The organism is Bacillus norwichensis (assembly GCF_014836955.1).
GTDB classification, from domain to species: Bacteria; Bacillota; Bacilli; order Bacillales; family Bacillaceae_C; genus Siminovitchia; species Siminovitchia norwichensis.
On the sequence record NZ_JACSPV010000004.1, the window covers coordinates 94937 to 120380 of the forward strand.

A 25444-nucleotide genomic window follows, 5' to 3' on the forward strand; every position below is an offset into this window, starting at 1 on the left:
AGAAGGGTTTTTCCATCTTTTACTGCCAGGGATGCTGTTTTTTCAATGTATCTTGCCATACCAGATGGCTTATCTTCTTTAGCATGCAAAGCCTCAAGATCTATCGTGTAATTTCCATCTTCCAAAGTTATCGGCTCTGGCTTATTCTCCACATTTTGGAGTTCCATTTCGCTCGGATCAAATTTAAAGCGAATGTCATACTTATTATCGTAATTAATAAATGGAACAATAATATGAACTTTGGCATTTAGGATTTGATCAAGATCAGATACTTCAAACTCAACAACCTTTGTATCCTTCTCTTTATCTATACTTACTTCAGTAACATCAATAAAATCATTACCAGATTGAACTTTGAAATACTGCCACCATGAACTGTTCTTTAATTCAGCTTGGACAGTATACTTTCCATTTTCAATGGTTAGTTTTGCTGGCTTCTCGAAATAATCATCCGCTACAGATTGCTCATCCACAAGCTCTTTCCATACGACAAATGGCAGTGTATAAACCCCATCTGCATATTTCGGGTGATCGGTATCTCCATTTTCCTCTTCTTCATCTGCTTTTGTAATGCTGTCCTTGTTAAATTGAAGACGAAGCGGTTGGTCACCGTTATGAGCACCTACCGTATACTGCACTCGCGCATTCATCATCGTTGATAGCTGTTCAAGCTCATACGTAACAGATCTAGTATTGTTCGCTTCATCTACTTCTTCTTTTACTGGCTGCTTTCCTTCCACTTGGAAACCAGTAACTACCTTATGATCTGTTAACGTAAGCGTCAGAAGGGTTTTTCCACCTTTTACTGCCAGTGAACCTGTCTTTTCAATATATTTTGCCATGCCAGATGCTTTATCCTCTGTAGCATGCAAGGCATTAAGATCAATCGTGTAATTTCCATCTTCCGGCGTAATGGTTTCCGGATCTGCTTTTTCCCCATCCTCATTTTCTTCGGTAGATCCATCACCTTTTCCTGGTTCATGCTCATCTCCACCATTTTCCTCAGTAGAGCCATCTTCTTTTCCTGGTTCATGCTCATCTCCACCATTTTCCTCAGTAGAGCCATCTTCTTTTCCTGGAGCTTGTTCATCTCCACCGTTTTCCTCAGTAGAGCCATCCTCTTTTCCTGGATCCTGCTCATCTCCATCGTTTTCCTCAGTAGAGCCATCTTCTTTTCCTGGAGCTTGTTCATCCCCACCGTTTTCCTCAGTAGAGCCGTCCTCTTTTCCTGGATCCTGCTCATCTCCACCGTTTTCTTGCTGTCCATCTTCAGATCCTGAACCTTCCTCAGGTGTTTGACCGTTATTCAGATTCTCCCCTTCCTCACCATTCTCATTTTCTCCTGGTTGAGAAGCTAATGGGATTCCACTCGGATCAAACTTAAAACGAATGTCATACTTATTATCGTATTCAAGCCCAGGAATTCCTGTCACGATAATATGTACTTTGGCATTTAAGATTTGATTAAGATCATCCACCTTAAATTGAACAATTCTTGTATCATTTTCATCACTAACTGTGGTCACATCAACAAAATCATTACCTGATTGCACCTTTAAAAACTGCCACCATGAACTGTTATTCAATGTTGCCTGGACCGTATACTCGCCATTTGCAACCGTCAGTTTAGCTGGTTTTTTAAAATATCCATCTGCTACAGAAGGACTATCTGCATTATCTTTCCATACTTCAAAAGGCAGACTATATTCCCCATCGGCATATACGTCATCTTCTTTAGCTTCTGCAAAAACAGAAGGCACCGAAGGAAATATCGATAGTAATGTTAAAGCAAAAATTAACATTATCGAAAGAATTCTTTTCATTGTATGCACCCTTTCATACGTTACTGCTCGTTATCTAACACGTACTCTACGATAAACGACAAAACCTGAAGCAAGTAGAACTACAGTAAGCAATAAAATAGGGGCTTCGTCACCTGTCGGTGGATTTTTTTCAATTTTTTTGCTTCCATCTGTTGAATTATCATTACTTTGGTTTTGATTGCCAGAATTGTTTTGATTTTGGTCACCGGCATTGCCTTTATTTTGGTCACCTGTGTTTTGGTTTTGTTCATTATTAGTTGCATCGTTTCCAGAACTAGGGATACCTGATGCATCAAACTGAAAACGAATATCATATTTATTGTCATAGTCAATATTTGGTACGATGACATGTATTTTCGCATTAGTAATCGCATTTAAATCTTGAACTTCGAATTGAACTACTCTTGTGTCATTTCCCTCACTAATTACCGTGACATCTTGTGAACCCACTTTAAACTCTTTCCACCAAGAACTATTTTTCAGAGTCAATTGAACAAAGTTTTTACCGTCTTTTACAATCAACTTTCCAGGGGAAGATAAATAGTCATTCGTCATGGACCTCTCGTCACTATCACCTTTTAAAACAGTAAATGGTAAAGTGTACTCTCCATCGGCATAAGTCGCTGCCGATGCACTATTGATGTTGAATGTAAGGGCGAATACAGCCAATAATAGAGGGATGACTAGTTTTTTAAATTTTGTCATTTTACATTCTCCTTATCTTTCTTATTTTTATTTCTCCAAATGATTAGGATAAAAAGAGCCAATAAAACAACCACAGTAATCGTTACACTAATTAAAACGGTATTGTATTTTGTTTCACTGTCGGATTTCGCTTCGCTATTAGTATTATCCTTAGCTTCTGCAGCTTCGGTCTTCTGTTCCTGATCGACAAAATCAGTTTCTTTTATTTCTAATTTTTCAATTTCTTTTTCCTCTAACTCTTTCAAACTCTCTAAATCAAAACTAAATCTTACAGTATAACGATGATCATATACTGGATCCATCGATTCAATGAGAACATGCATCTTAAACTCAACCGGTTCTTTCAAATCTCGATCTACTTTAAACTGTACGATTCTTGTGTTTTTTTCTTTATCCTCACTGATTACATGAACATCAACAAACGAATCTCCTAAAGGAGATTGTAATTCCTTCGTCCATTCACTGTGATTCAACTCGAAACGTATGTAGTGCTCATCACCTTTTACAATTAAAAATGCTGGTTTTTCAAAATAGTCATTGGCGATGGAAACGGATTCTGTTTCTGCATGTAAAATGACATAATCAAGTGAGTAGACTCCATCTTCTAATGAATCTAGGTCATTTGCTGCAAAACTGCTTTCTGGTCGCAAAAAAACGATTCCCAATAAGACAACAATGATGAATGTAACAGCAATTTTTCTAATATTATTTCTCACTTTTTCCCCCTCACTCCTCTGAGATTTATATGCGATATGTGATATTGAAATTCATTATCAATTGATGGTAAAAAAAGAGGTCCTTACTCTTCATACCATTATTGATTTTTTTAATGAGTGACAAAGGTGCGGTTGCTTACATCAGGGGGAACTGTCTGATACCTCCAAGCTTTATTTTATTTTCATAAAATCAGCAGTCCCACATATAATGAAATTGAAAATCATTATCATTTTGAGTTAAAAAAAATAACCTCCCTTTTTTCTATAATTTCATAAAAAAACTGCAGTTGTTACTATATTCAGTGAAACACCCCCAAGTTATATAAATTCAATTGATAATCATTCTCATTTTTGTGCTTCGAATCTATCATACTCAATTTTATAAAATTGTCAAACTCATTTTTAAATCTTTATTAAAAAAATATGACTAAAGGATTACAAAATTATTATTACTTATTCATCAGTACTTTTTAGAATTTTAATTTTTTTGTAATCTCTTTATTGACATTGAGAATCATTTTCATTATGATAAGTGTCAATTGATTTTCATTCTCATTTGATTTTTCACGGAGGATTTTATCATGAAAAGAAAAATGCTTTTAAGCATGATCATTCTGCCCTGTCTATTACTAGGCTGTGCTCAAAGTCAAAGCAAAGAAGATAGTGGGAAACCTAGCTCAGTGGCCATTTCAGTGACAGATTTTGCAGATCGGACAGTCTCCTTTGAACATGTTCCTGAAAGAATTGTTGCCCTGTCTAACGGTGATATGGATATTGTTTATGCACTCGGAGATGAGGTTGTTGGCAGACCTAATTCAAAAGGGACAATTGCTGTGAAAGAAGCTGAAAATGCTGAGGAAGTAGGCTCCACTCACTCTATTGATATCGAAAAAATTACTGCCCTTCAACCTGACGTAGTACTGGGAGGCTATCCAATGAACTTAAAGGATGTTCCTGCTATTGAAGGAACTGGGGCAAAAGTCATCTTAACCGGAGCAAATTCTGTAGATGATATAAAAAAGCAAATAGGTCTATTGGGTGAGATACTCGAAAAAGAAGACAAATCTAAGGAAATCATCGCTGATATTGACCATAAAGTTGAAGAAATCCAATCAGAGCTGTCTGAAGAAAAACCGAGAGTGTTACTAGTTTATGGTGCACCAGGTACAAACATGGCTGCATTGCCTAATTCATTAAGCGGGAATCTGTTAGAAATGGCAGGTGGAGAAAACATTGCCAGCGACTATCCAGGATTGGACAGCTACCCACAGTACGCTCAGTTGAATACTGAGAGAATCATAGAGTCTAACCCGGAAATCATTTTACTCATGAGCCATGGTAATCCTGAAGAAGTGAAAGACAGCTTTATAAAAGAAATGAAGAAAAATGCAGGTTGGAAGGACTTGGATGCAGTGAAAAATGAACGCTTTATCATCTTGCCATCCGATCTTTTCGGCACAAATCCAGGAACACGGGTAACTGAGTCACTTGAGTTTCTTCAAAAGATTTTTAAAGAGATGAAATAATGAACACTTCCATACATAAAAGACAACGAAGAAAAAAATATGCACTCATGGCTACGCCTGTCTTGCTTTTACTTGCCTGTTTGTACGGACTAACTGATGGATCTGTTCAAATCAGCCTGTTAGAAATGTGGCAGGCCATAACAGGGAATGGAGAGAGCATTCATGAGAAGATTCTTTTGGATGTCAGGCTTCCGAGAGTACTAATCGGTATTTTCGTAGGCGGATGTTTAGCTGCATCCGGCGCCTTACTGCAAGGTGTCATGAAAAACCCACTTGCCGATCCAGGAATTATCGGAGTCTCAGCAGGCGGGGGATTGGCAGCAGTCATCACAATGATTGTCCTGCCGCAATTAACTTATTTATTGCCGTTAACAGCTTTCCTTGGAGCACTGATTACCTCTATGGTGATTTATTTTCTAGCTTGGGATCAAGGTACATCCCCTGTCAAAATCATTTTGGCTGGAGTTGCGGTCAATGCTTTACTCGGTGCAGTCACCAGCGGAGTCATGCTTGTATACAGCGACCGCGTTCAAGCCGTTTTACCATGGCTGGCCGGTGATTTGAGCGGTAAAGGCTGGCATCATTTTGAATTTATGTCCCCCTATGCCGCTGCGGGAATATTATTGTGCTTCTTGGCCATCAAGCCGGCCAACCTCCTGCTTTTAGGGGATGATACAGCACAGTTGCTTGGACAAAGAGTGGAAATTCAAAGATTTCTACTGATTGTTTTAGCTTCATTTTTGGCAGGTATCGGAGTTAGTGTGGCCGGGTTGGTTGGTTTTGTTGGACTCGTCATCCCACATATCGTTCGTATCATCATCGGTGATGACTACCGCTTTTTACTGCCATTATCTATTTTCTGGGGAGCGTCACTTGTCGTTTTTGCAGATACTGCCGCGCGCTCGTGGTTTGATCCGACTGAACTTCCAGTCGGGATATTGCTCGCTTCATTGGGAGCACCGTTCTTTCTATTCTTATTAAGGAAACGGAGAATCGCATAATGACAGCTATTCAAACAAAAGAAATGGAATTGGATATTGGGCATTTCCACCTAAAGGATATATCTTGTTCCATTCCAACCGGAAAGATCACCTCCATTGTGGGACCAAATGGCTCTGGAAAGTCTACGATTTTAAAATTAATCACACGATTAACAAAACAAACTTCCGGAGAGATTTATATCTATGATAAGCAAGCGAATCAATATTCTTTGAAAAAATTTTCCCAGACGGTTTCCATGTTGCCACAGTCTAAAGAAGGTCTACCAGATTTAACTGTTAAAGAACTAGTAGCTTATGGACGATCACCCTATAAAAAGGTCTTTGAACACCGATTGACCCAAAAGGATGAAGAGATCATAGACAGGGCCCTTGTAATGACGGGGACAAAAAAATATGGGAATCGTTTGATTCACACACTTTCTGGAGGAGAGCGTCAAAGAGCCCGGATCGCGATGGCATTAGCACAATCAACAGATATTTTGATTTTGGATGAACCAACCACCTTTTTGGATATAGCCCATCAGTTTGAATTGATGGAGATGCTGCGTCACATTAATGAAAATTACCAAATGACGATTGTGATGGTCCTCCATGATCTTCAGCAGGCGGCAGCCTACAGCCATCATTTAATAGCGGTTAAAAATGGTCAGATTCAAGCCATGGGGAGTCCAGAATCCATATTGGATTCCCAATTTCTGAAAGATATTTATGGCTTAGATGCAGATGTACAGTTTGATGGAGATTTTCCAATTATCATACCTAAAATAAAAAATTTAAGGAGGAATTAAAATGGTTATTGTAACAAATACAAATCACATTAAAAAAGGTGAAGGACAGCGGTTGATTGACAGATTTAATAAAGTTGGAAAAATCGAGTATATGGAAGGGTTTTTAGGTTTAGAAGTTCTTTTCAATGAAAATACAAAAGATTACGACGAAGTAACAATCAGCACCCGTTGGGAATCCAAAGACGATTTTACAGCCTGGACAAAGAGTGATGCCTTTCGTGAAGCGCATTCCCGTGATCCGGGCGGAAGACCTGATTACATCATTGATAATAAAATCTCTTTCTACGAAGTAAAAATCGTCAGAAACCCGATTGTTACAGCGTAATGAAATTGGGGTCAGACCCCCTTTAGTATACTAAAGGGGGTCTGACCCCTTATTATATTACACCAGTTTCTGTCCACAGTTTGAGCAGAAATTCCCTCCGCTCGTTTTCTCTCCGCAATTCGGACAGAAGTTCGGAATCTTTCCTCCATTGGACGCAGATGTCCCGGACTGATTTGGGGTTTCTTGTTGGGCTGCTTCATTCATATTTTTCATCATTTGACCAGCCATGCCCATTCCCATCATCATTCCGGCCATATCCGCTGCAGTTCCGCCACCCTTCACCTTTCCAGAAGCGATGCCGTCTGTCATGGATACCTGCTGGTAACGCTGCAAATCGCCAATCATACCATGTGAAGCATTTTTCGTAATCATATCCTGAATTTCTTGCGGATAATTAAAGCTCATGACGTTGAACCCTGTGATGGTCATTCCGCTGTCTAAAATTTGCATATCAAGATCTGTTTTGATTCCCTGAGCAATCTCAAAAGCATTAGCCTGGAGATTGAACATGTCTTTTCCTTCTTTGGAAATCCACTTCATGAGCAATTGATCCAAAATGGAAGTGATCCTGATCTTCACGTCTTCCACAAGATAACTGTTTTTTACCCCGGCGATTTTATCAATCAAAGCAATATAATCGTTCACTTTAAAGTTGAATGTACCGTTTGCCCGAACAGGAATGCCGCCAGGAAGCTGCGGCGAAGGAATATTAATGGCATTCTTCGTTCCCCACTTCACTGTAAATTCCTTCGTATTGACGAACAGCACTTCTACCCGCATACCGCTGTTAAAGCCAAACTTGAATCCTTTTAAAGTCGATAAAAATGGAATAATCTGAGACTCGACGTTATAGTCTCCTTCTTCTTGAAAAATTCCTTCGATTTTTCCATTATTGATAAAAATGGCATCCTGCCCCGGCTGAATGATGAGCCGGCTTCCTTTTTTAATTTCGCGGTTATTCCATTTCCAAAAGATCATATCATCTCTGAATTCTTCCCATTCAACTACATTGGCAAATTGATTTTTAAAAAAGCTCATCTTGTGTCATTCCTTTCGAACTAGAATTTCCCTCTGCTGCCACTGTGGGAGTGCCCGCCTCTTGTGACGCCTCCGCCGCCACCACCGCCGCTAAAGCCGCGCCCACTGTTTTGGTTGGATGGCTTTCGTCGTTTGGTTGTAGTTGTGCGGATGTACTGGTCTCTTCTATGATTCACTCTTGTATTATCACTATCTTGATATGTCCCCGCACCTACCGTCACTTTTCCGCCTGTATTAAAGGCCATGATTCCAACAAATGCTCCGGCAATGGCAAGCGATACAATGATTTGAAACCATAGATTGAAAAATATATTATCCGGATCCACATCCGGCCTGATACCCATATATTTGGATGAAATCTTTATAAAAGATTCAAAAGCCTTGTCATAGTTTCCCTTTGATAGATTCCTGGTGATTTTTTCACGGACAAGCGTTGCACGATGATCATCTAAATAGGTTTTTCCTCGATAAAAACCTGCCACATACACATCCCGTTTTTTCATATCAAGTGTCAAAATTACTGTGTTCCCATGCGGTTTGTCATAACCCGGAGCTTTGTCATCGTAAAAATCCTGCATCATGCGCTCAACATCTTTGTTCTCTTCGTTATTGCTCGTTAATATAATGAAATCCGTATTCCTCTTAACACTATGCTTTTCGGCTAATGCTTCAAGCTCTTGAACCTCATTGTCACTTAGAAGTCCAGCATTATCATAGATTCTTTGCTTTGCAGAAGAGTCAGCGGATGCAAAAGCAAAAGGCAATAGAAAAAAGAAACCCAATAATACCAGCGTTTTTGTAAGAAATCCGCCTCTCACCATAGGCCACCTCCCATGATCAGCGCAACCAATTTAAGTGTGATGAATGAAGTTGCGGCGATCCCTCCGAACCAGGCCGCCACCTTCTGAAAGCTGATGGGCGGCTTTCCAACCACCTTCCCGGTTTGGCCGTTCATCGCAAAGGTATGCTCCGTTTTATCATAATCATAGTAGACCATCCACACAGGTAGAAGAACATAATCACTGCGGACTTTCTTCGTATTGATATGCTTATCTTGATAACTGACGGAAGAATATCCTGATATCGTTGAGCGGATATACGACTCTATGAAATTCTTTATTTTGGATTCAACACGCGGATAGAGCGCTTTATCATCATAATTATATTTCTCCGCAATATACCCTGCTAAATAGGGCGTCTTGAAATCCTTTAATTGGTTGTAGGGAAACGGCTCCAGTTTATCCATGATTTTGTCATCCATTTTTTCGGATGCATCAACAGGGACCTTGACATACGAAAGGTCAATATCCCGATAGACGTCAAAATACTGAGTTTCAGTGTATTCATAGTCTCCTCTTGTGTATTTCCTCACCTTCGTCCCAACCGCTTTAATCTTTGCCTTCGTCTTTAAATCATAAAGCCAAAATGGGACATACATTCCTGTAATTTCCTTGATTCTGTCTGCTGACATGAAGCCTTTTGGAGTAAGGCGGCCATTTCTGCACCATTTTTTAAAAGCTTGCATCGCTTCTTCCTTACTGATGGTAAAAGGAATCACCTTAGCTGGAGCAAGGACACCAGACAATCTTTCCTGTAAAACTACACCAGCTCCGCAAAAGCTGCAAGTTGTCGCAGCGGTCTCCGCCTCTGTAATCAAAGCCGCACCGCAGTTTTCACAATGATATTCCTTTGCTTCATCCTCTAATAAAACAGGTGACTTCAAATCCTCCGAAAAATCTTCAATTTGATCTTGTCTTCCACAGCTTTGACAGGTCAGCATTCCTGATTCGCTGTCAAAAGCCATGTCATCACCGCAATTCGGGCATTTATAGTGAATGACCAATGAGGTCCCCCCTTTTTGTCACACACAACAGTTTGAGAGCTGCAGCCTAGGCTACAGCTCTATCTGTAAGTCGGTTATTTGTTTAATGAGCGCTGCCCTACTCTTTATTCTTGATTTGCTCTCTCAGAGCTGCCAACTCATCCTCAACATCCTGTTTACTATCATATTTAGCTGTCAAATCTTTGATGTCATCTTTCGGAGCTGCATTCAATTCTGCCATGGCATTCGCCTCATCAAGAGCCTTCTCCACTTTCTCTTCCATTCTATTAAAAGCCGACATGGAGCGGCTAGCTCCAGAGACTGAAGAACCGATCTTATTGAGTCTTTCCTGCGTTTTCGCAACAGCCATCTTACTTTTAATCATCGTTCTGCGCGCCTCTAGCTCACCAATATCAGAAACAAGCTTGTCATGCATCTCTCTCATCTGTGCTGCATTGGAAGCTGCTAAACTATATGCCTGCTGTAATTCCGCTTCTTTTTCAGCCAAAGAGGCCTTCTTCTCCAGAAACTTCCGCGCGTCTTCCTCATTGCCCGCTTCCAAAGCTTTAACCGCATAGTTCTGCATCTTCTCAATCTCCGCTAAGCATTCATTCAACGCTCTTTTCGAACGCTGCTCTTCCGCCATCACTGAAGCCGTTTCAGACTTAACCTTCCCCAAGTCGCTGTTAAGATTTCTCATATACTGATCAATCATTTTTTCGGGATTCTCCGCTTTGTCCAATAATGCATTGATATTACTCGACATGATTTCTTTGAATCTTGCTAAAATACCCAATACAGCCACCCCTTAAATTATTTTCTAAACATATATACTGAATAGGTGAGGAAAAAGATTCATCAGACGCAAAAAAACAATAAAAAGTTGATAAGCTTCTGGTTAATTTCGAATGGACGGTTGATTTCTTAATATGTTAAAAGGAGAACAGTTGCTGTTCAATTATGTTTATAAAAAGCTCAACAATTATTTTATGCAATGGAGTAAAACCTTTTTCCTAAAAAGTTCAAGTTTAAACATTGAAAGATGTGAAAAAAGTGCGGAGTGCTTGAGAGGAAATGATAAAAACGAGAAATACCTGGGACACTACCTATTTATTTTATTTCCTCTCCTTGTTGTAAAGGTATGAAGCAAATAATAATGCAACTCCAAGAATCAAGAACATAATGCCCAATCCCAAGTTTACTTTTTCCGAATAAAAAAACGGGCTAATTCCTTTCAGCTATGTTGCCACCATATCGGTCTATCTTTATAGAGTGAGAAGGCATTGATCCTATAGGGGGCTTTTCCAGACGAACTAAAATCAGATAAATACTATTAAAAAAGTATAGGAGTTCTGAAGAGTTGCGACAGGCAATTGGTAGTTATATCCATTTCAATAAGATTAAGCGGCTTAGTCCTGTAAAACATGGGATAGAGCCGCTTATATAAACTTTGATAATTTTACTCTTACTAGTTAATGGGCGGTTCAGTGCACATATCCCCATTACCGGAAACACCACTCCTTATCACTTCCTATAAAAAATCTCCCCACCAATAATCGTCATCTCAATCTCAGTATCCAACAGTTCATCCGGATGGTCTATTTCAAACAAGTCTCGTGAATAAACCGTCATATCAGCCAATTTCCCACGCGTAATTGTTCCTTTTCTGCCTTCTTCATTCGTTGCATGGGCGCCTCCTATCGTAAATATTTCTAGAGCCTCCTGCATAGACAGTTTTTCTTGTTCATTCCATCCACGATGAGTTTCCGTCGGATGTCTCTGTGTAATAGCCGCATGAATTCCCAACAGAGGTTCAATCGGTTCCACTGGGGAATCTGAACCTCCTGCGCAAGTCACTCCAGCAGTTAGTAATGACTTCCACGCGTATAAATATCTAATCCTCTGTTTACCGAGCCTGTCCTGTATCCACGGATAATCCCCAACAACAAATCTTGGCTGGATATCAGCCACTAGCGTTGGTTTTGCCAAACGCTGGATGAGATCTTCTCTTAGCAGCGATACATGAATAATGCGATCTCGATACTTTACGCTTGGAAATTGATCAAGCACCTGCAACACATTTTCCACTGCTTGATCGCCGATTGTATGAACAGCGACCGGCATCAAATGATCTCTCGCTGCTTTAACCATTTGGAAAAGAGTTTCTTGATTATGTATCGCTTCGCCATATTCGCCTGGCGCATCCTGATATGGCTCGGAGAGCAACGCTGTCCTTCCACCAAATGCCCCATCCGCAAAGATTTTGATAGCTCCAATCTGCAATGACTCATTCCCATAACCTGTATGCATTCTTCTTTCTATTAACCGATTAAGAAAAGGATGATCAATCAAAAGATTACAACGCAAGCCTTTCTTCTCCTGATTAATCAATTCATCATACATTTTGTAGGTTTGATCCAGACCGCCCAAATAACGAGGGTCATTCGTATGGACACTTGTCAATCCATGTTTCATGGCATGTTCCATCGCCAACCCTAAACCATGCTTCAATTCGCCGTACGTTTTTTCTGGCATGCGATCTGTAATCAACGTGGAAGCTGACTCGAGTAAAAGTCCTGTAGGCTTCTTCGTATCAGGATCAAGAACAATACTTCCTCCAGGTGGGGCCACCATGGACGGATGATAGCTTATCATTTCAAGAGCTCGGCTGTTTACAATGAAAGCATGGTGACAAACCCTTTTGATAAAAAGCGGGCAATGCGGTGCCACCTCGTCTAATTCTTGAATTGTCGGTATCCCACCATCATCAAAAAGATTCTCATCAAATCCGAGTCCTGACAGCCACTTTCCGGGCGGAGTGATATTTGCCCTTTCCCTGATTTTTTCTAACATCTCCCTTTTGGATGCAACACCAATCAAATTCAGATCCAAAAACTGAAAAGCGCCTCCTGACAAATGAAGATGGCTATCAATGAGCCCAGGTGAGGCCATCTTTCCTTGCAAATCAATAATGTTCGAACCATTTCTTCCCCATTGCAAAATCATATCTTCACTCGAGCCCAAATCCATAATTTCTCCATTTTCAACAACGACGGATTCTACAATTGGATGATTTCTATCCAGCGTATATATTTTGCCATTTGTATAAATTGTCTTTGACATGAACATTCCTCCAAGCAGCGTAAGAGTCCCTATGTAGGGGAAGCATTAACATATTTTCATTTTATCAAAAAATTAGCATCTATCTGTTCAATAATGCGTTTTCATCACAATCAAGAAAAGGACAAGGCGAGTTTTGATGAGGCAGTCTCTCAGCCGCAGGAGCAAAGCTGCTAATTTCAATTATATCGTAAAAAGTTTCCTTGAGTTGCTTCATGTTGCCTTGCGACGAGAGAATTCTACCTTGAATAAGCTGTGCCCAGGAGCACTTTCTTCCTAAGTAAACTGCCGCGTGACTTGATCCTTGGTCACCTTAAGCTGCCACATCCTGTGGCTTCGGTGACACTTGAGCAGGAGCAGCAAGCTCAAATCGCGACGTCCTGTCGCTTCGCTTACACTTGTACTTCCTGTACGGCGTAGTTAGACACAGAGAAGCTTAATTCGAACTAAACATTTCATCTGATTTTATTCTTTCTTACTCAAGAGCAAAAAGCCCATTGCATAATTACAATGGGACTATTTATACCATTAATGAACTTCTGTTTGTTTATCTAAAATCGCCTTCAATTCATCCTCGACCGTATCCTCGGTCATATTTACTTTTGACCGATAAGCAGCACGGATAATCAGATGTCCCGATACCGGAGCAGTGATAAATACAAATACAATCCCTAACACTAGCCGAACACTGATATAATTTTCGGTCATCCAAATGTAAATGAAAGCTCCAACAAGAGAGAGCAGTACACCCAAGGTAGTACTTTTTGTTGCTGCATGAGCTCTTGTATAAACGTCCGGAAACCGAATGATGCCCATTGCACTAATGACCGAAATAATTCCTCCAATCAAAATAAGAAATGCTCCAATAAATTCATCCATCTCGCTTACGTTCAATGATAACACCTCTCTCGATAAATTTTGAGAGTGCAATAGTACTGATAAATGCAAGGATGCCCAAAATAAGAATTACTTCAAGAAATGCTTTTGTTTTAAGTAAAACGGAAACGACAGCAATTCCAGAAATAAGATTTACGACAATCATATCCATTGCAACAACCCGATCAGGAATAGATGGACCGCTGATGATGCGATAAAGAGCGATAGCTATCGCTAAAGCAAAAAGAACAAGAGCTGTAGTCAGCATCATTTCAATCATTATCGAGTTACCTCCATAATTGCTTTTTCAAATTTGCCTAAAGATCGTAATAACGTATCTTTGTACCGCTCTATATCCAGCGCATGAATGTAGAACACATTCCCTTCTGGTGAAACCTCCATCACAACCGATCCCGGGGTCAAAGTCAAAAGCATAGCAAGTGTGGTTACTTCCCAATCGGTTTTCAATTCGGTTTTATATGAAAATATCCCCGGTTTCACATCCACTTTTCGGCTGACAATATGCTTCATCACCAAAAATGCAGATAGAAACAGTTCCCAATTAAAAATACAAATCAATTTTATAACATAATAAAAACGCTGCAGATAGAACTGCTGTCCAAAAAAGCGGTGCATAAGAAAAACAATCACGATTCCTGCCAAGAAGCCGATGAAAAATGTAGAAAACCTTAACTCATCCTCATCATTTAAAACCATCCATAAAAAAGCGATGAATAAATTAAGTATAAATTGAGCAGGCATTTGCATTCCTCCCCTTTTACGCATATCATTATTCATCCTGAATCAACACACCCTCGATATAAATATTTGGATTCGAAAGAGTAAAAGCAGCATCCCGAACATACCCAACTATCAGTTCTGACCCCAAGCCTAGTCCAACTGATGCAGCAGCAAGCAATACGCTGGGAATCAACATGCCTTTTCTAAGTGGAACCTCTCCATCCTCACTGATTGTCGTTTCTCCCCAAAAGCACTGCTTAAAAATGCGTAATAGTGAATACAGCACAAAAAGACTCGATATCAGTGAAAGGGCAAGCAGTAGATAAGAACCCGATTCAATTGCTCCCTGACTAATCAGGACTTTTCCCAGGAACCCGCTTAATGGTGGAATACCAGCAAGAGACAGCATGACAATGAAAAACAGCCAACCCAATACTGGATAATTGCGAATAAGACCGCTCACCCTGTTCATTTTTGCGTGGCCAGTAAGAGCGATCATCGTGCCTGCCAGCAAAAATAATAAGGCTTTTGAAACCATATCATGAATGAGATAAAAGATGGACCCTTCTATAGCAGAAGGTGTTGAAATAGCAAGCCCGACAAGAATAACCCCTGCCCCAATGATGACGTTATAAGAAATAATCAATCGAATATCCCTATATGCGATTGCTCCCAGACTGCCGCCTATCAATGTCAATCCTGCCATGATTCCAATCAATGTGTGGGTGATCTGCGGTTCGTGATAAAAAACAAGTGAAAATAGACGAAACATGGAATAAATTCCGACCTTGGTTAGTAATGCTCCAAATAAGGCAGCCACAGCTGTCGGAGGGGCGCTGTAAGATCCCGGCAGCCAAAAGTAAAGCAGCATTCCTGCTTTCAAAGCAAATACAAGTAAAAATAATATACTAATAACGGTAAGAATCGGTGTTTGCCCGGATTCAGCAATACGCTGGGATAAATGAGCCATGTTCAAGGTTCCTACTGTACCATACAGATAGGCAACAGCCACTAGGAAAAACCAAGAAGAAAGAACATTTATCGCTACATAAATTACCGATTCCTTTAATTGAATCTTCGTCCCCCCAAGAGATATCAATATATATGAGGCGAGCAACATGACTTCAAAGCATACAAACAGATTGAAAATGTCTCCAGTTAAAAATGAGCCGTTTACACCTGCAACCATAAAAAGAACAAATGGGTAAAAAAACATTTCTTCTCTGGCACGGTCAATGGAAAAGAAAGCATATAACAGACAAATTGCGGTAACAATACTTGCCGTCAACACAAGCAGTACCGAGAAAGAATCTGCCACGAACAAGATGCCAAAAGGAGGTTGCCATCCGCCAAAATCAAGACGGAGAATTCCCTCGGCCTGAATAAGATTCAAAATGTATACGCTGAGGCCTGCTACGAAGACCATGACTCCTATACTTATCCAACGCTGCAATCGTATGTATTTTCGGAGAAAAACAAGAAAAATCCCGGTCAAAAGGGGAAGAACCATCGGAAAGACAATGATATTATTCATCCTCCGTACCTCTTAACAAAGCCTGTCGAGAAATCCCTGTTTCTTGGTACACCCTGTAAGCCAAGACAAGAAAAACTGCAGTGACAGCAAAACTAATGACGATAGCTGTTAAAATAAGAGCCTGCGGAAGTGAATCCGTATATGTATTTGGCTGTTCACCCAATAGCGGCACTGTTCCTTTTTTCAATCCGCCCATTACCATCAAAAGAAGGTGAACGGCATGAGATAAAATAGCCGATCCCAATATGACACGCAAAAGATTCTTGGAAAGTATTAAATAGGTTGCCACTGTAACAAGCACGCCAGACAAAATAGTGATTAATATTTCCATAAACTTAAACATCCTCACTTATACTTAGAATGATCGAAACAACCACACCAACAACCGCCAAGGCAACGCCTGCTTCAAAAAGAGTGATCGTTGCCAATTCAGTTTCTCCAAAATAAGGAAGGTTAAAAGCGGAAAAAGCCTGGGTCAAAAAAGGTTGCCCAAAAACAATGGCACCTAATCCAGTTGTTACCGCAATAAACACTCCTAAGGCTGCAACCCGCTTGAAGTCAAAAGGGATTCCCTTCTGGATTGTTTCTATATCAAAGGCAAGAAGCAGCAGGACAAAGGCTGAGGCAAGGACAAGGCCACCGATAAAACCGCCTCCGGGACTGTTATGTCCAGAGAAAAACAAATACACGGCGACAGTCAATATAATGAATACGACGATCTTCGTTACTGTCTCTAGGATGACATCATTGATCTTCAATGTTTTCTCTCCCTTTCCCCAATTTTAACTTTGTCAATGTAAATACGCCGATTCCTGCTATGAAAAGAACAACAACTTCAAGCATTGTATCGAAAGCACGAAAATCTCCCAAAATCGCATTGACAATATTCTTTCCGCCTGTTAACTCATCTGCTTTTTCAAAAAAGCCGGAAATGGTATTGAATAATTTACCGCTTTGAACGGAAAGTGCCGTCATGACAAAAATCGCACCTACCGAAATCGAGATAAGCAGATTGATCGACTTCACCCTCGGAGTTGACTTATCCATCCCTCTTTCCCACTTAGGCAAGAAATAGAAACAAAGCAAAAACAATACAGTTGTAACTGTCTCAACGACAATTTGCGTTAGGGCTAAATCTGGGGCACGGAAGATAACAAACAACGCGGCGATTCCATAGCCTAGGACCCCATTCAACAGCATGGCTGTCACCCTTGTTGTGACAAACGGGATAGCGATGCCTGCAGCCAGCATAACTAGAACAAGAACCCACTCATATAAGCGGACAGGTGCATATTGTATCTGGTCAATAGAAAAAGCTCCTGTCATAAATAAAGTTCCCCCAATGGCTAATATGAAAAAGAGATAAATATATCGGAAATAATCTTGGAGAGCTCCAGTCATATAAAATCTAGTAAAGGCAGTAGAACTACTCTCCAGCCTTAGCAGAGTATTGTTATAAAGAGTGTCAAATGACCATGAAGTTGGAAAAAGCTTAAAAACTCCTTTCCACCTTTTCATGTATCGATAAAGTAGAGCTCCGAAAGCAATCACACCGATAGTCATAAAAATCTCTGTATTAAAACCATGCCAAATAGATATTGAATGACTTAATTCACCGGTATCCGCCAGCATAGGAAAAATACCAAGCATAGCCGGACGTAACAAAAAGTCGCCTACCATATTCGGATAAAAGAAAATAACCAAAACTAACAGGGCTAAAATACCTGGTGGAATCAGCATACCAGCAGGTGCTTCGTGTACTTCGCGTTCTCCAACGTCAATATGTTTTTTTCCTAAGAAGGTTTTAAAAACGATAATCATGCTGTAAACAAATGTTAAAACACTGGCTGTCCATGCAATCACGGGAATAAGAAAACCCCAAGATTCCAGTGAAAAAAAATCCAAACTGGTTATGCTTAAAATAGCAGTAAAGAACATTTCTTTACTTAGGAAACCATTAAAAGGCGGCAAACCAGCCATTGAAAAACTACCAATGATTGCGATCGTAAACGAAACAGGCATAAAAGACATCAATCCGCCTAACCGTCGTATATCCCTTGTTCCAACCTCATGGTCAACAATGCCCACAACCATAAACAAGGCTCCCTTAAATGTAGAATGGTTGATCAGATGGAACAGTCCTGCAAAAGTCGCCTGTGTATATATAATTGTCTTTACATCCGAATCCAAACTCAAGGAAATTGATCCAATTCCAAGCAGACTCATGATTAATCCCAGTTGACTAATCGTAGAGTATGCCAATAAAGCTTTTAAATCAGTTTGGCGAACGGCCGAGAAGGACCCCCAAAATAGCGTTATAAGACCTATCCCCGTCACGAGCAAGAACCAAAGTTCCTCTCCACCGAAAACAGGCGTAAACCGGGCAACTAAATAAATACCCGCTTTGACCATCGTGGCTGAATGCAAGTAAGCACTAACTGGCGTGGGCGCCTCCATTGCATCCGGCAACCAAATATGGAAAGGAAACTGAGCTGATTTTGTGAAGGCACCTATCAACAATAGGACCAAGGCAGGAGTAAACAACGGATGATGAATATCAACAGCCGTTAAAATCTCTCTCATACTCATCGTACCAGTCATCAAATAAATCATGATAAAGCTGGTAAGCATGGCCAACCCGCCGCATACAGTTATCAACATGGCTTTTTGTGCGCCATATCTTGATCTCTTTCTGTGAAACCAGAAAGCAATGAGCAGGAATGATGAAATACTTGTAAGTTCCCAAAAAACATATAAAACCATTAAATTATCTGAAAAAACTACACCAAGCATGCTGCCCATAAACAGCAGCAAGTAAATATAAAAGTGCTTTAAAGATTCTTCTGAGGATAAATAGTAAATTGAATAGAGGATAACTAGGCTTCCAATACCAGTGATCAAAAGTCCAAAAATCATGCTAAGTCCATCAAGATATGTAGTAAAGTTAATATCAAAAGAAGGGATCCACCTTATCGAATATGAATAGGTTTCTCCTTTTGCCACGGAAGGAATATAACGGGCAAGTGTTACAAACAAAGCTACCGGAACCAAGAACACAGACCAGCCTATATGTATAGGAGCTTTTCTCTTATATAATACAGGAATCAGAACGGCAGCCAGAAAAGGGATCATGATGATCAGATTCAAAGTTACCAAAACCAGACCTCACTTTCATCGCGCAATTTGCACTTGCTGTCGAAAATTTATCTATACTTTACATTATTTTGTACTATACAAATACAACATGGAATTCATACAATACTTTTAATTTCTCATTAACATAGAAAACTCCTTTCATCTCTTGACTCTTACCTCTGCAAACGGGATAATGAGAATCCATAAGGCTCTCTAAAAAAACGCGTGTTCCTCAATTAGTGCAAACAAATTCCAGAAAGCAGTATTTATTCTTTCTATAAGCTTCATAAAATTTGCATAGACTGAGCATGTTTAAATGCTTTTGGATAAAGCTAGGGGCCTCTTCAAAGCACCATGTGTGGCAGTTGCCCTTCAAAGTTGGATTTTTTTATCATTAAAGGAATGAGAGGTATTCAATCTTTACTGATTGAGTATGAAATTCCCTTTGGAATCTTTTAATATTGGAGACCTGCTGTTTTAAACCATGTGATGTAATTTAAAAAAAACTTATTTTGAGGAACTGCGAAACGTCACTGTAGGTGATTTGTGTGAGCTTTTCTTTTTAAATTATACACTAAACATCAAGCGTCTGCACTTTTCAGAATTGAGCGGGCAGAAAATAAAAAGGCCATTTCCAATAATTCAGGTGAAAGAAAGCTAAGTACATCTTAAAAATTACACTTTGGATAAACAGATTAACTTTCGCTATCAGCCATAAATGTGATGTAGAGGTGAATATTGTCGTGAAAAATAGAAGGGGTCGTATGGACGAGAGTATTCTTGTTTGCGTGTATTATGGTCCAAATGGAGAACGGTTGATCAAGCGTGGAGCTAAAATGGCAAACATGCTGGATTGTCCATTCTATATTTTGACTGTTGATCCGCTTCCATATGATGAATTCGATGCAGAAAAATCTGGGTATATTGATAGGTGGACAGAGTTGTCCGAGGAATTGGGTGCAGAGGATTTCATACTCATGGATAATGAAACGCGTCCTGCTGCTCAAGCCATTGCAGAGGTTGCGCATAAAAACAATATCACCCAAATTATCATCGGGCAAACTGCACAAAACAGATGGGAAGAAATAACAAAAGGCTCCTTTGTCAACGTCCTTTTGAGAGTGATGTCCTTCATTGATATTCATATCGTATCTTTCGACCGCACTGTGCAAACAGAGGAAGATTCCGCTTTTGAGGGTGGTGTACGATGCTTCCTTCTCAAAGAAGGAGATGACTATGTTCTAAGTTTTTCCTGCATGAGAGAAATTTGCTACGAAGGTATTTTTTATAAAGAGATTGGCACTGATTTTAATAATGGAATATTTAAGTATGTGTACCACGGGAAAACATACCAAGTTCAAGTCCATGATAATAAAATTACCGAGCCGATGAAAACACCGAGAAACGTCAAGTTTTATGGTGAAAAAAATCAAAAAAAGTAAAGCATAAGAAAAGGGAAAGGTGCACAGCCTTGGCGACAAGCACAAAGGGAATTTTACCGTGGGTATTCCTAAGGAGCTGCTCATTCAATTACATCATGAAAAGCATCCTTGAAGCTGTGCCGCAGGAGCACATCTTACTGAATAAACTCCGCGTGACTTGTTCCTTGCACCGATGGACTTAAAGTGCCACGTCCCTGTGGCGAACGTTGGCACTTTAAGTCCTGTCGGTTCGCTTGCACTAGCACTTCCTGTGCGTCGGCAGGCTCAGACCGCGACGTCCTGTCGGCTCGCTTGCACTAGCACTTCCTGTGCGTCGCAGTTAGACATTTTAATTCTTAATTCGAACAAAGTATCTAATTTTATATTTTCTTCACTCTAAAAAAGAAAGGCCTACAGTTTATTTTACTGTAGACCTTTCTTTTTTCGGCTATAGCTTGACCCCTTGTTCCTTATTCGTCACCTCTAGAACATCCAGCAAGAATACGAATACAGGAATTCCAATGATCAGTCCCCACACACCGAAGAAATTTTGCGAGAATATCAAAACGATGAACGTGTAGAATACTGGCAAATCGGTTTTCGCCGACATCAATTTCGGATTCAGTATATAAGCTTCCACCGCATGAATAATCATTATAGCAATCACAACATAAAGAACTTTGATAAAACCGCCGATTGTGTAAGCAATCATACAAAGTGGAATGAGGGAAATGATAACCCCAGCCACCGGGATAAGGCCGAGGAAGAAAACCATAATCGCTAAAACAAATAGTTGTGGAAAGCCCATAATAGTCAGCGCAATGATCGTCAAAAGCGTGTTGACAAGAGCGATGACAAATTGTGCCTCAATTACTTTCCCAAATGTACGAGTGAATTTCTTTCCAAAAAACTCAATTTCATAATAGAACGGTGCCAACTTACTCGACTTAAATTTGGCCGTAAATTCCTTCAAACGAGGTTTTTCCAATAAGAAAAAGAGACTCAATATTAAAGCAATAATCACTTGGACGCTCGTCTTACTGATATCTGTAAAAGATTTCACCAAAAACGATAACCCATTTTCCAAATAAGCCGCAATCTGATTTTTAGATATGATTGTCTCAATAAAACTTAAAATGGCATTGTCATGAGGCTGCGAGTAAAATGCAGTGATCTGTACAATCAGCTGGCTAATTTCCGCGGTGATAATAGGGAAATATGTTACCAGCCCATACGTAAGTATACCTACTATTGCTACATACATAATCAGTACAAGCACCCGCCTATGGACAGGAATCCGTTTGGCTGTAAATTCTATAAGACGATTCATTAAATATGAAAAAATAAAGGTCAGCAAAATCAAATTAATCATACTTCTCAAGCTATATAGAATTAGAACAATCAGCGCGAAGATGATAATACGTTTTACTCCCTTTTTCTGAAAAAAGGCTGCTACATCCATCAAATACATTTCCCCTTGCTGTAAATCTTCTATTATTAATTATCACCTACTTAAGCAAAGGATTACAAGAAAAATTAAATGGAATTTGAAATAAAATTATAAAATCATCGAATAATTGTCCGTTTTGGCTGGACCCTTTAATTGATAGTAATAATGTGGGGCTTCAATTAAAGGTGCTGATGGAATTATGCTTCTATTGTCGTTTGAGTGATAACGTTCAGATGTATCAATTATCGGTGAAGTAGACCAAGACAATTGTTAGGTGCTATTGATGTTAACATGTTTCCGGATAAAAGATTCACAGCTCCCAACTGGTAACAATGACACCGCTCATATTATCCCCCGATACCTCATACGTATTGCCAACCTCCACATCAATGGAGGCTTGATCCGCTAAATGATAATAGGATACCTCGTACTCCTCCCCATTTAAATGAACCATTATAGTTTTTTTCTTTTTTATATACTTCAGGTATTGTTCCAAGACAAGATCTTTCTGATGGATGACAGCGCTATGCGGTAAACCAACGTATCGGAAATGCCATGGCTCATATTGTATTCCTGTAATTGCTGCTTTTTTCTTAGGGTAACGCAGGATAAATCCATACTTCCATGCGTTCTTTTCCAGCCACTTTCCTTCACGCGCGTTTTCCATCTTCATTTTGGATGAACCAATATCCAAAGATAACCCTGCATTATGTTCGCTGAAGCCTGCGGGCATTGCATATTCTGTCCCCATCTCCAAGTAAAGTTGTTCTTGTTCTTCAAAGGTTCGATACCCACTATTTATCATAAAATCATCGATGCCATCTTTCGCGGCGGCTTTGATCATCTTTGAAAATTCATTCGCAACATGTTCGGACAATCGTATATCTGGCTGTAACAAACTATACCCTTGTACTAAAAAGGTATTGTCGGATAAATGAATGATGTCCTTCATGATTCCGGAGTCCTGCACAGGATAGCCCTGATTGATCAATAATAGATGCCCTGAGTAAATTTGTCCCTTTTCAATCGATATGGTGGACCCCAAAAATTTTTCATTCGGCTCCCTAATATCAATCTTTGGTTGTGAATATATGTATTTTGCAATGATTAAAAGTAACAATAAAATAGTTAAAACTGCTTTTTTCATATAATCGTCCTCCTACAAGTCCATCGTAGGAAAGATTATTTAAGAAAACGAAAAGATATTATTAAGTTTTTCTTAAGTTTTTAAAGGAAGGCGTACTACAAACATAGTTTGGACTAGATCACTTTTAGCAGTAATGGTGCCTTGATGCTGCTCGACGATATTTTTAGCAATGAACAGACCAAGCCCCGTGCCGCCATCATTAACAGATCGAGATCTGTCACCTGTATAGAAGACATCAAAAATATGGTCTAAGCTTTCCGGAGTGATATAATTCCCATAGTTAATCACTTCCACGACAGCATACTCATTTTCGACATGCCCCTTAATGTCAATAAATTCACCGTCAGTACCGTAACGCACTGCATTTGAAAAAAGATTTTCAAATACCCTCGCTAGCATTTCTCCATCCCCATTTATATGTAATCCAGGTACAGTATCCATTCTGGCTGTTAATCGTCCTTTTTCAAATACGGGGTAAAACTCCTCTTTTAATTGTAATAGCAATTCGCCGAGATCTAATGCTTCCTCTTCCATTTTTAACATCCCGTAATTCATCCGCGAAACTTCAAACAGTTCATCAATGAGTTTTTCCAGTCGAGTAGACTTGGTATGAGCGACTTTCAAATAGTGCTTGATTTGGTCTTCAGTTAGATTATTTTCCTTTAAAATCAGATCCAAGTAGCCTAATACGGAGGTTAGAGGTGTACGTAAATCATGGGCCAAATTGACAATCAATTGATCTTTGCTGCTCTCCGCAAAGTCCCCTCTCTCTAATGACTCCTTCAACTTTTCTCCTGCTCTGTTAACATCCCCCGCAATATCGCCGAGTTCATCATTCGTTCTAATCTGTATCTGAGTATTAAAATCTCCATTAGCAAGCTGATGAATTCCTGTAGAAATTTCCTTAAAAAAGGAACTATAAGACTTTGTTAGAAAAAAGAAAAACACAACTGAAAGTGGTACAAAAATGAGAAGAAAAAAATTAATATCCCCTATAGCAGCTATCATTCTACGAATTTGTGCAAGAGAATCCTCCGCCTTCACCTCTGATTGATAATAAAACTGAAGAATTCTATACAGTGCATATGTAAGACCTCCAGCGGCAGCCATACTCATGCAAAGACGGATGATCATTTGAGTTCGAAAGCTTTGAAGAAATTTACCCATTAAACTTATACCCAATTCCCCAAACAGTTTTGATGAACTTGTTTTTGTTTTGATTCTCTTTCAACTTCTTTCTTAGTCCACGAATATGTACCATAACCGTGTTGCTGCTTCCATAATAGGCTTCTCCCCAAACATTTCGAAATATATTTTCTGTACTGAACACTTTATTTGGGTAGCTCGCCAACAGATATAGAATATCGAACTCCTTGGGTGTTAGTTCGATGAGTTCACCATACAGCTTTACTGTCCGTTCATCTGAATTCAAAACCAAGCCGCCAGTAATGAGTTCATTTTTCCCCATGGAATGTTCTATCAGTTTTGAACGCCTAAGCTGAGCATTTACCCGAGCTACCAGTTCCATCGGATTGAATGGCTTTACCATATAATCATCTGCTCCCATGACAAGGCCAGTAATTTTATCCAAGTCCGATGCCTTGGCACTCAAAAAAATCACTGGCAGATGATTTTGCTCCCTTATTTTCTGCACGACCTCATATCCATCCATTTCTGGCATCATAATATCCAATATAGCTAAGTCAACATTTTGAGATTGTATGACTTTTAGCGCTTCAATACCATTAAAAACAGTAATAGGCTGATAACCTTCTTTTTTCATATGCAAGGACACCAAGTCCGCAATCTCCTTATCATCATCAGCCACTAAAATTGTAGTCACTTGCCCGTCACCGCCTTGAAAATTAAACTTTCTTTCCCCATATTAGCACATGTATAATTTTATTTTTTACTCAAATTTACACTGTTGCAGTTCTCAGCCATCACTGCATTTGACCTAATCCTTATCCAGCACTAGATAACTTCACTTCTTTATACTTCTATTTTTTCTAACAAAAAATGAAGCACCCTGAAGGCACTTCATTCCTGTTGTAAATTCTCGAATGTTTCCATATACCTTTACACTCATTTTAACCCAGCTTCACGGCACTTCCCTTTCGAGTCTATTATTGCTATTAATCTTCCAGAGAGTCATCTGCTTTTTCATTTGATAGGACTGAGCCCTTAAAAGCTCTTTTACTTAAAGCACGAGCTCTAAAAGTTTAAATAACGCCTTCTTTATTAATTAAATAGTAGAAGCGCTAACGAACTTTAAA

General features: G+C 39.6%; 24 protein-coding genes. 5 read left to right on the forward strand and 19 right to left on the reverse strand.

Features of this window, described 5'->3' with window-relative positions:
* The 3 genes from H9631_RS03680 to H9631_RS03690 form a co-directional block, all read right to left on the reverse strand.
* Positions 1–1823: NEAT domain-containing protein (locus tag H9631_RS03680; RefSeq protein WP_191810060.1), on the reverse strand; the 1823-nt coding region annotated here is incomplete at its 3' end.
* Between the two features lie 30 nt (positions 1824–1853).
* Positions 1854–2528: a heme uptake protein IsdC gene (isdC, locus tag H9631_RS03685; RefSeq protein WP_191810062.1), complete on the reverse strand. Its 675-nt coding sequence runs from the start codon at positions 2526–2528 to the stop codon at positions 1854–1856.
* A complete protein-coding gene (locus tag H9631_RS03690) occupies positions 2525–3244 on the reverse strand; it encodes an NEAT domain-containing protein (protein ID WP_191810064.1) in 720 nt (239 codons plus the stop codon). Before H9631_RS03690 ends, isdC begins: the two co-directional genes overlap by 4 nt.
* Positions 3245–3825: 581 nt before the next feature.
* Here H9631_RS03690 and H9631_RS03695 point away from each other — a divergent pair.
* The 4 genes from H9631_RS03695 to isdG are packed head-to-tail and all read left to right on the forward strand — an operon-like array spanning position 3826 to position 6884.
* Positions 3826–4770 (forward strand): ABC transporter substrate-binding protein, encoded by a 945-nt coding sequence (locus tag H9631_RS03695; RefSeq protein WP_191810066.1) that lies wholly within the window; start codon positions 3826–3828, stop codon positions 4768–4770.
* Entirely contained in the window at positions 4770–5771 is a 1002-nt protein-coding gene (locus H9631_RS03700) for a FecCD family ABC transporter permease (protein ID WP_191810068.1), read from the forward strand. The genes H9631_RS03695 and H9631_RS03700 overlap by 1 nt, the downstream gene beginning before the upstream one ends.
* The gene (locus tag H9631_RS03705) at positions 5771–6559 is read left to right on the forward strand and encodes an ABC transporter ATP-binding protein (RefSeq protein WP_191810070.1); all 789 of its coding nucleotides are present in this window, start codon (positions 5771–5773) and stop codon (positions 6557–6559) included. The genes H9631_RS03700 and H9631_RS03705 overlap by 1 nt, the downstream gene beginning before the upstream one ends.
* Before the next feature lies 1 nt (position 6560).
* Positions 6561–6884, forward strand: coding sequence for a heme oxygenase (isdG, locus tag H9631_RS03710; protein WP_191810072.1), 324 nt, complete (start codon positions 6561–6563; stop codon positions 6882–6884).
* 57 nt (positions 6885–6941) lie between these two features.
* On the opposite strand, the gene H9631_RS03715 is transcribed toward isdG, so the two are convergent.
* The 12 genes from H9631_RS03715 to H9631_RS03770 all read right to left on the reverse strand — a co-directional run bounded on the left by H9631_RS03715 (position 6942) and on the right by H9631_RS03770 (position 19171).
* Entirely contained in the window at positions 6942–7922 is a 981-nt protein-coding gene (locus H9631_RS03715; RefSeq protein ID WP_191810074.1) for an SPFH domain-containing protein, read from the reverse strand.
* Positions 7923–7942: 20 nt separating this feature from the next.
* A complete protein-coding gene (locus H9631_RS03720) occupies positions 7943–8743 on the reverse strand; it encodes a TPM domain-containing protein (protein ID WP_191810076.1) in 801 nt (266 codons plus the stop codon).
* Positions 8737–9765 (reverse strand): TFIIB-type zinc ribbon-containing protein, encoded by a 1029-nt coding sequence (locus tag H9631_RS03725; protein ID WP_191810078.1) that lies wholly within the window; start codon positions 9763–9765, stop codon positions 8737–8739. Before H9631_RS03725 ends, H9631_RS03720 begins: the two co-directional genes overlap by 7 nt.
* A gap of 97 nt (positions 9766–9862) precedes the next feature.
* The gene (locus tag H9631_RS03730; RefSeq protein WP_191810080.1) at positions 9863–10540 is read right to left on the reverse strand and encodes a PspA/IM30 family protein; all 678 of its coding nucleotides are present in this window, start codon (positions 10538–10540) and stop codon (positions 9863–9865) included.
* A gap of 728 nt (positions 10541–11268) precedes the next feature.
* A complete protein-coding gene (locus H9631_RS03735; protein WP_191810082.1) occupies positions 11269–12867 on the reverse strand; it encodes an amidohydrolase in 1599 nt (532 codons plus the stop codon).
* Between the two features lie 525 nt (positions 12868–13392).
* Positions 13393–13758 (reverse strand): Na+/H+ antiporter subunit G, encoded by a 366-nt coding sequence (locus H9631_RS03740; protein ID WP_160707589.1) that lies wholly within the window; start codon positions 13756–13758, stop codon positions 13393–13395.
* Positions 13736–14020 carry a Na(+)/H(+) antiporter subunit F1 gene (locus H9631_RS03745; protein WP_160707591.1) on the reverse strand — a complete coding sequence of 95 codons (285 nt, stop codon included), beginning with the start codon at positions 14018–14020 and terminating at the stop codon, positions 13736–13738. The genes H9631_RS03740 and H9631_RS03745 overlap by 23 nt, the downstream gene beginning before the upstream one ends.
* Entirely contained in the window at positions 14020–14502 is a 483-nt protein-coding gene (locus H9631_RS03750) for a Na+/H+ antiporter subunit E (protein WP_018706896.1), read from the reverse strand. The genes H9631_RS03745 and H9631_RS03750 overlap by 1 nt, the downstream gene beginning before the upstream one ends.
* 28 nt (positions 14503–14530) lie before the next feature.
* Positions 14531–16015 carry a Na+/H+ antiporter subunit D gene (locus H9631_RS03755; RefSeq protein ID WP_191810084.1) on the reverse strand — a complete coding sequence of 495 codons (1485 nt, stop codon included), beginning with the start codon at positions 16013–16015 and terminating at the stop codon, positions 14531–14533.
* Positions 16008–16346 (reverse strand): Na(+)/H(+) antiporter subunit C, encoded by a 339-nt coding sequence (locus tag H9631_RS03760; protein WP_160707595.1) that lies wholly within the window; start codon positions 16344–16346, stop codon positions 16008–16010. The genes H9631_RS03755 and H9631_RS03760 overlap by 8 nt, the downstream gene beginning before the upstream one ends.
* Positions 16347–16350: 4 nt before the next feature.
* Complete coding sequence (locus H9631_RS03765; protein ID WP_160707597.1) at positions 16351–16773, reverse strand: Na(+)/H(+) antiporter subunit B; 423 nt, start codon at positions 16771–16773, stop codon at positions 16351–16353.
* Positions 16760–19171, reverse strand: a complete 2412-nt coding sequence (locus H9631_RS03770) for a Na+/H+ antiporter subunit A (protein ID WP_160707599.1) — start codon at positions 19169–19171, stop codon at positions 16760–16762. The genes H9631_RS03765 and H9631_RS03770 overlap by 14 nt, the downstream gene beginning before the upstream one ends.
* A 722-nt stretch (positions 19172–19893) precedes the next feature.
* Between H9631_RS03770 and H9631_RS03775 the strand changes: the two genes are divergently transcribed.
* Positions 19894–20592, forward strand: a complete 699-nt coding sequence (locus tag H9631_RS03775) for a universal stress protein (RefSeq protein WP_160707601.1) — start codon at positions 19894–19896, stop codon at positions 20590–20592.
* Positions 20593–21019: 427 nt separating this feature from the next.
* Here the strand turns inward: H9631_RS03775 and H9631_RS03780 are convergent, their stop codons facing one another.
* The 4 genes from H9631_RS03780 to H9631_RS03795 form a co-directional block, all read right to left on the reverse strand.
* Positions 21020–22033, reverse strand: coding sequence for an AI-2E family transporter (locus H9631_RS03780; protein ID WP_160707640.1), 1014 nt, complete (start codon positions 22031–22033; stop codon positions 21020–21022).
* A gap of 298 nt (positions 22034–22331) precedes the next feature.
* Positions 22332–23168, reverse strand: coding sequence for a M15 family metallopeptidase (locus H9631_RS03785; protein ID WP_191810085.1), 837 nt, complete (start codon positions 23166–23168; stop codon positions 22332–22334).
* A gap of 72 nt (positions 23169–23240) precedes the next feature.
* Positions 23241–24335 (reverse strand): HAMP domain-containing sensor histidine kinase, encoded by a 1095-nt coding sequence (locus H9631_RS03790; protein ID WP_191810087.1) that lies wholly within the window; start codon positions 24333–24335, stop codon positions 23241–23243.
* A complete protein-coding gene (locus H9631_RS03795) occupies positions 24328–25011 on the reverse strand; it encodes a response regulator transcription factor (protein WP_191810090.1) in 684 nt (227 codons plus the stop codon). The genes H9631_RS03790 and H9631_RS03795 overlap by 8 nt, the downstream gene beginning before the upstream one ends.
* Between the last annotated feature and the right edge of the window lie 433 nt (positions 25012–25444).

Excerpts from the sequence above, each read along its gene's own strand:
- isdC (WP_191810062.1), bottom strand. The coding sequence starts at position 2,528 with ATGACAAAATTTAAAAAACTAGTCATCCCTCTATTATTGGCTGTATTC.
- H9631_RS03695 (WP_191810066.1), top strand. The coding sequence starts at position 3,826 with ATGAAAAGAAAAATGCTTTTAAGCATGATCATTCTGCCCTGTCTATTA.
- H9631_RS03700 (WP_191810068.1), top strand. The coding sequence starts at position 4,770 with ATGAACACTTCCATACATAAAAGACAACGAAGAAAAAAATATGCACTC.
- H9631_RS03705 (WP_191810070.1), top strand. The coding sequence starts at position 5,771 with ATGACAGCTATTCAAACAAAAGAAATGGAATTGGATATTGGGCATTTC.
- isdG (WP_191810072.1), top strand. The coding sequence starts at position 6,561 with ATGGTTATTGTAACAAATACAAATCACATTAAAAAAGGTGAAGGACAG.
- H9631_RS03715 (WP_191810074.1), bottom strand. The coding sequence starts at position 7,922 with ATGAGCTTTTTTAAAAATCAATTTGCCAATGTAGTTGAATGGGAAGAA.
- H9631_RS03720 (WP_191810076.1), bottom strand. The coding sequence starts at position 8,743 with ATGGTGAGAGGCGGATTTCTTACAAAAACGCTGGTATTATTGGGTTTC.
- H9631_RS03735 (WP_191810082.1), bottom strand. The coding sequence starts at position 12,867 with ATGTCAAAGACAATTTATACAAATGGCAAAATATATACGCTGGATAGA.
- H9631_RS03745 (WP_160707591.1), bottom strand. The coding sequence starts at position 14,020 with ATGATTGAAATGATGCTGACTACAGCTCTTGTTCTTTTTGCTTTAGCG.
- H9631_RS03750 (WP_018706896.1), bottom strand. The coding sequence starts at position 14,502 with ATGCCTGCTCAATTTATACTTAATTTATTCATCGCTTTTTTATGGATG.
- H9631_RS03755 (WP_191810084.1), bottom strand. The coding sequence starts at position 16,015 with ATGAATAATATCATTGTCTTTCCGATGGTTCTTCCCCTTTTGACCGGG.
- H9631_RS03760 (WP_160707595.1), bottom strand. The coding sequence starts at position 16,346 with ATGGAAATATTAATCACTATTTTGTCTGGCGTGCTTGTTACAGTGGCA.
- H9631_RS03780 (WP_160707640.1), bottom strand. The coding sequence starts at position 22,033 with ATGGATGTAGCAGCCTTTTTTCAGAAAAAGGGAGTAAAACGTATTATC.
- H9631_RS03785 (WP_191810085.1), bottom strand. The coding sequence starts at position 23,168 with ATGAAAAAAGCAGTTTTAACTATTTTATTGTTACTTTTAATCATTGCA.
- H9631_RS03790 (WP_191810087.1), bottom strand. The coding sequence starts at position 24,335 with ATGGGTAAATTTCTTCAAAGCTTTCGAACTCAAATGATCATCCGTCTT.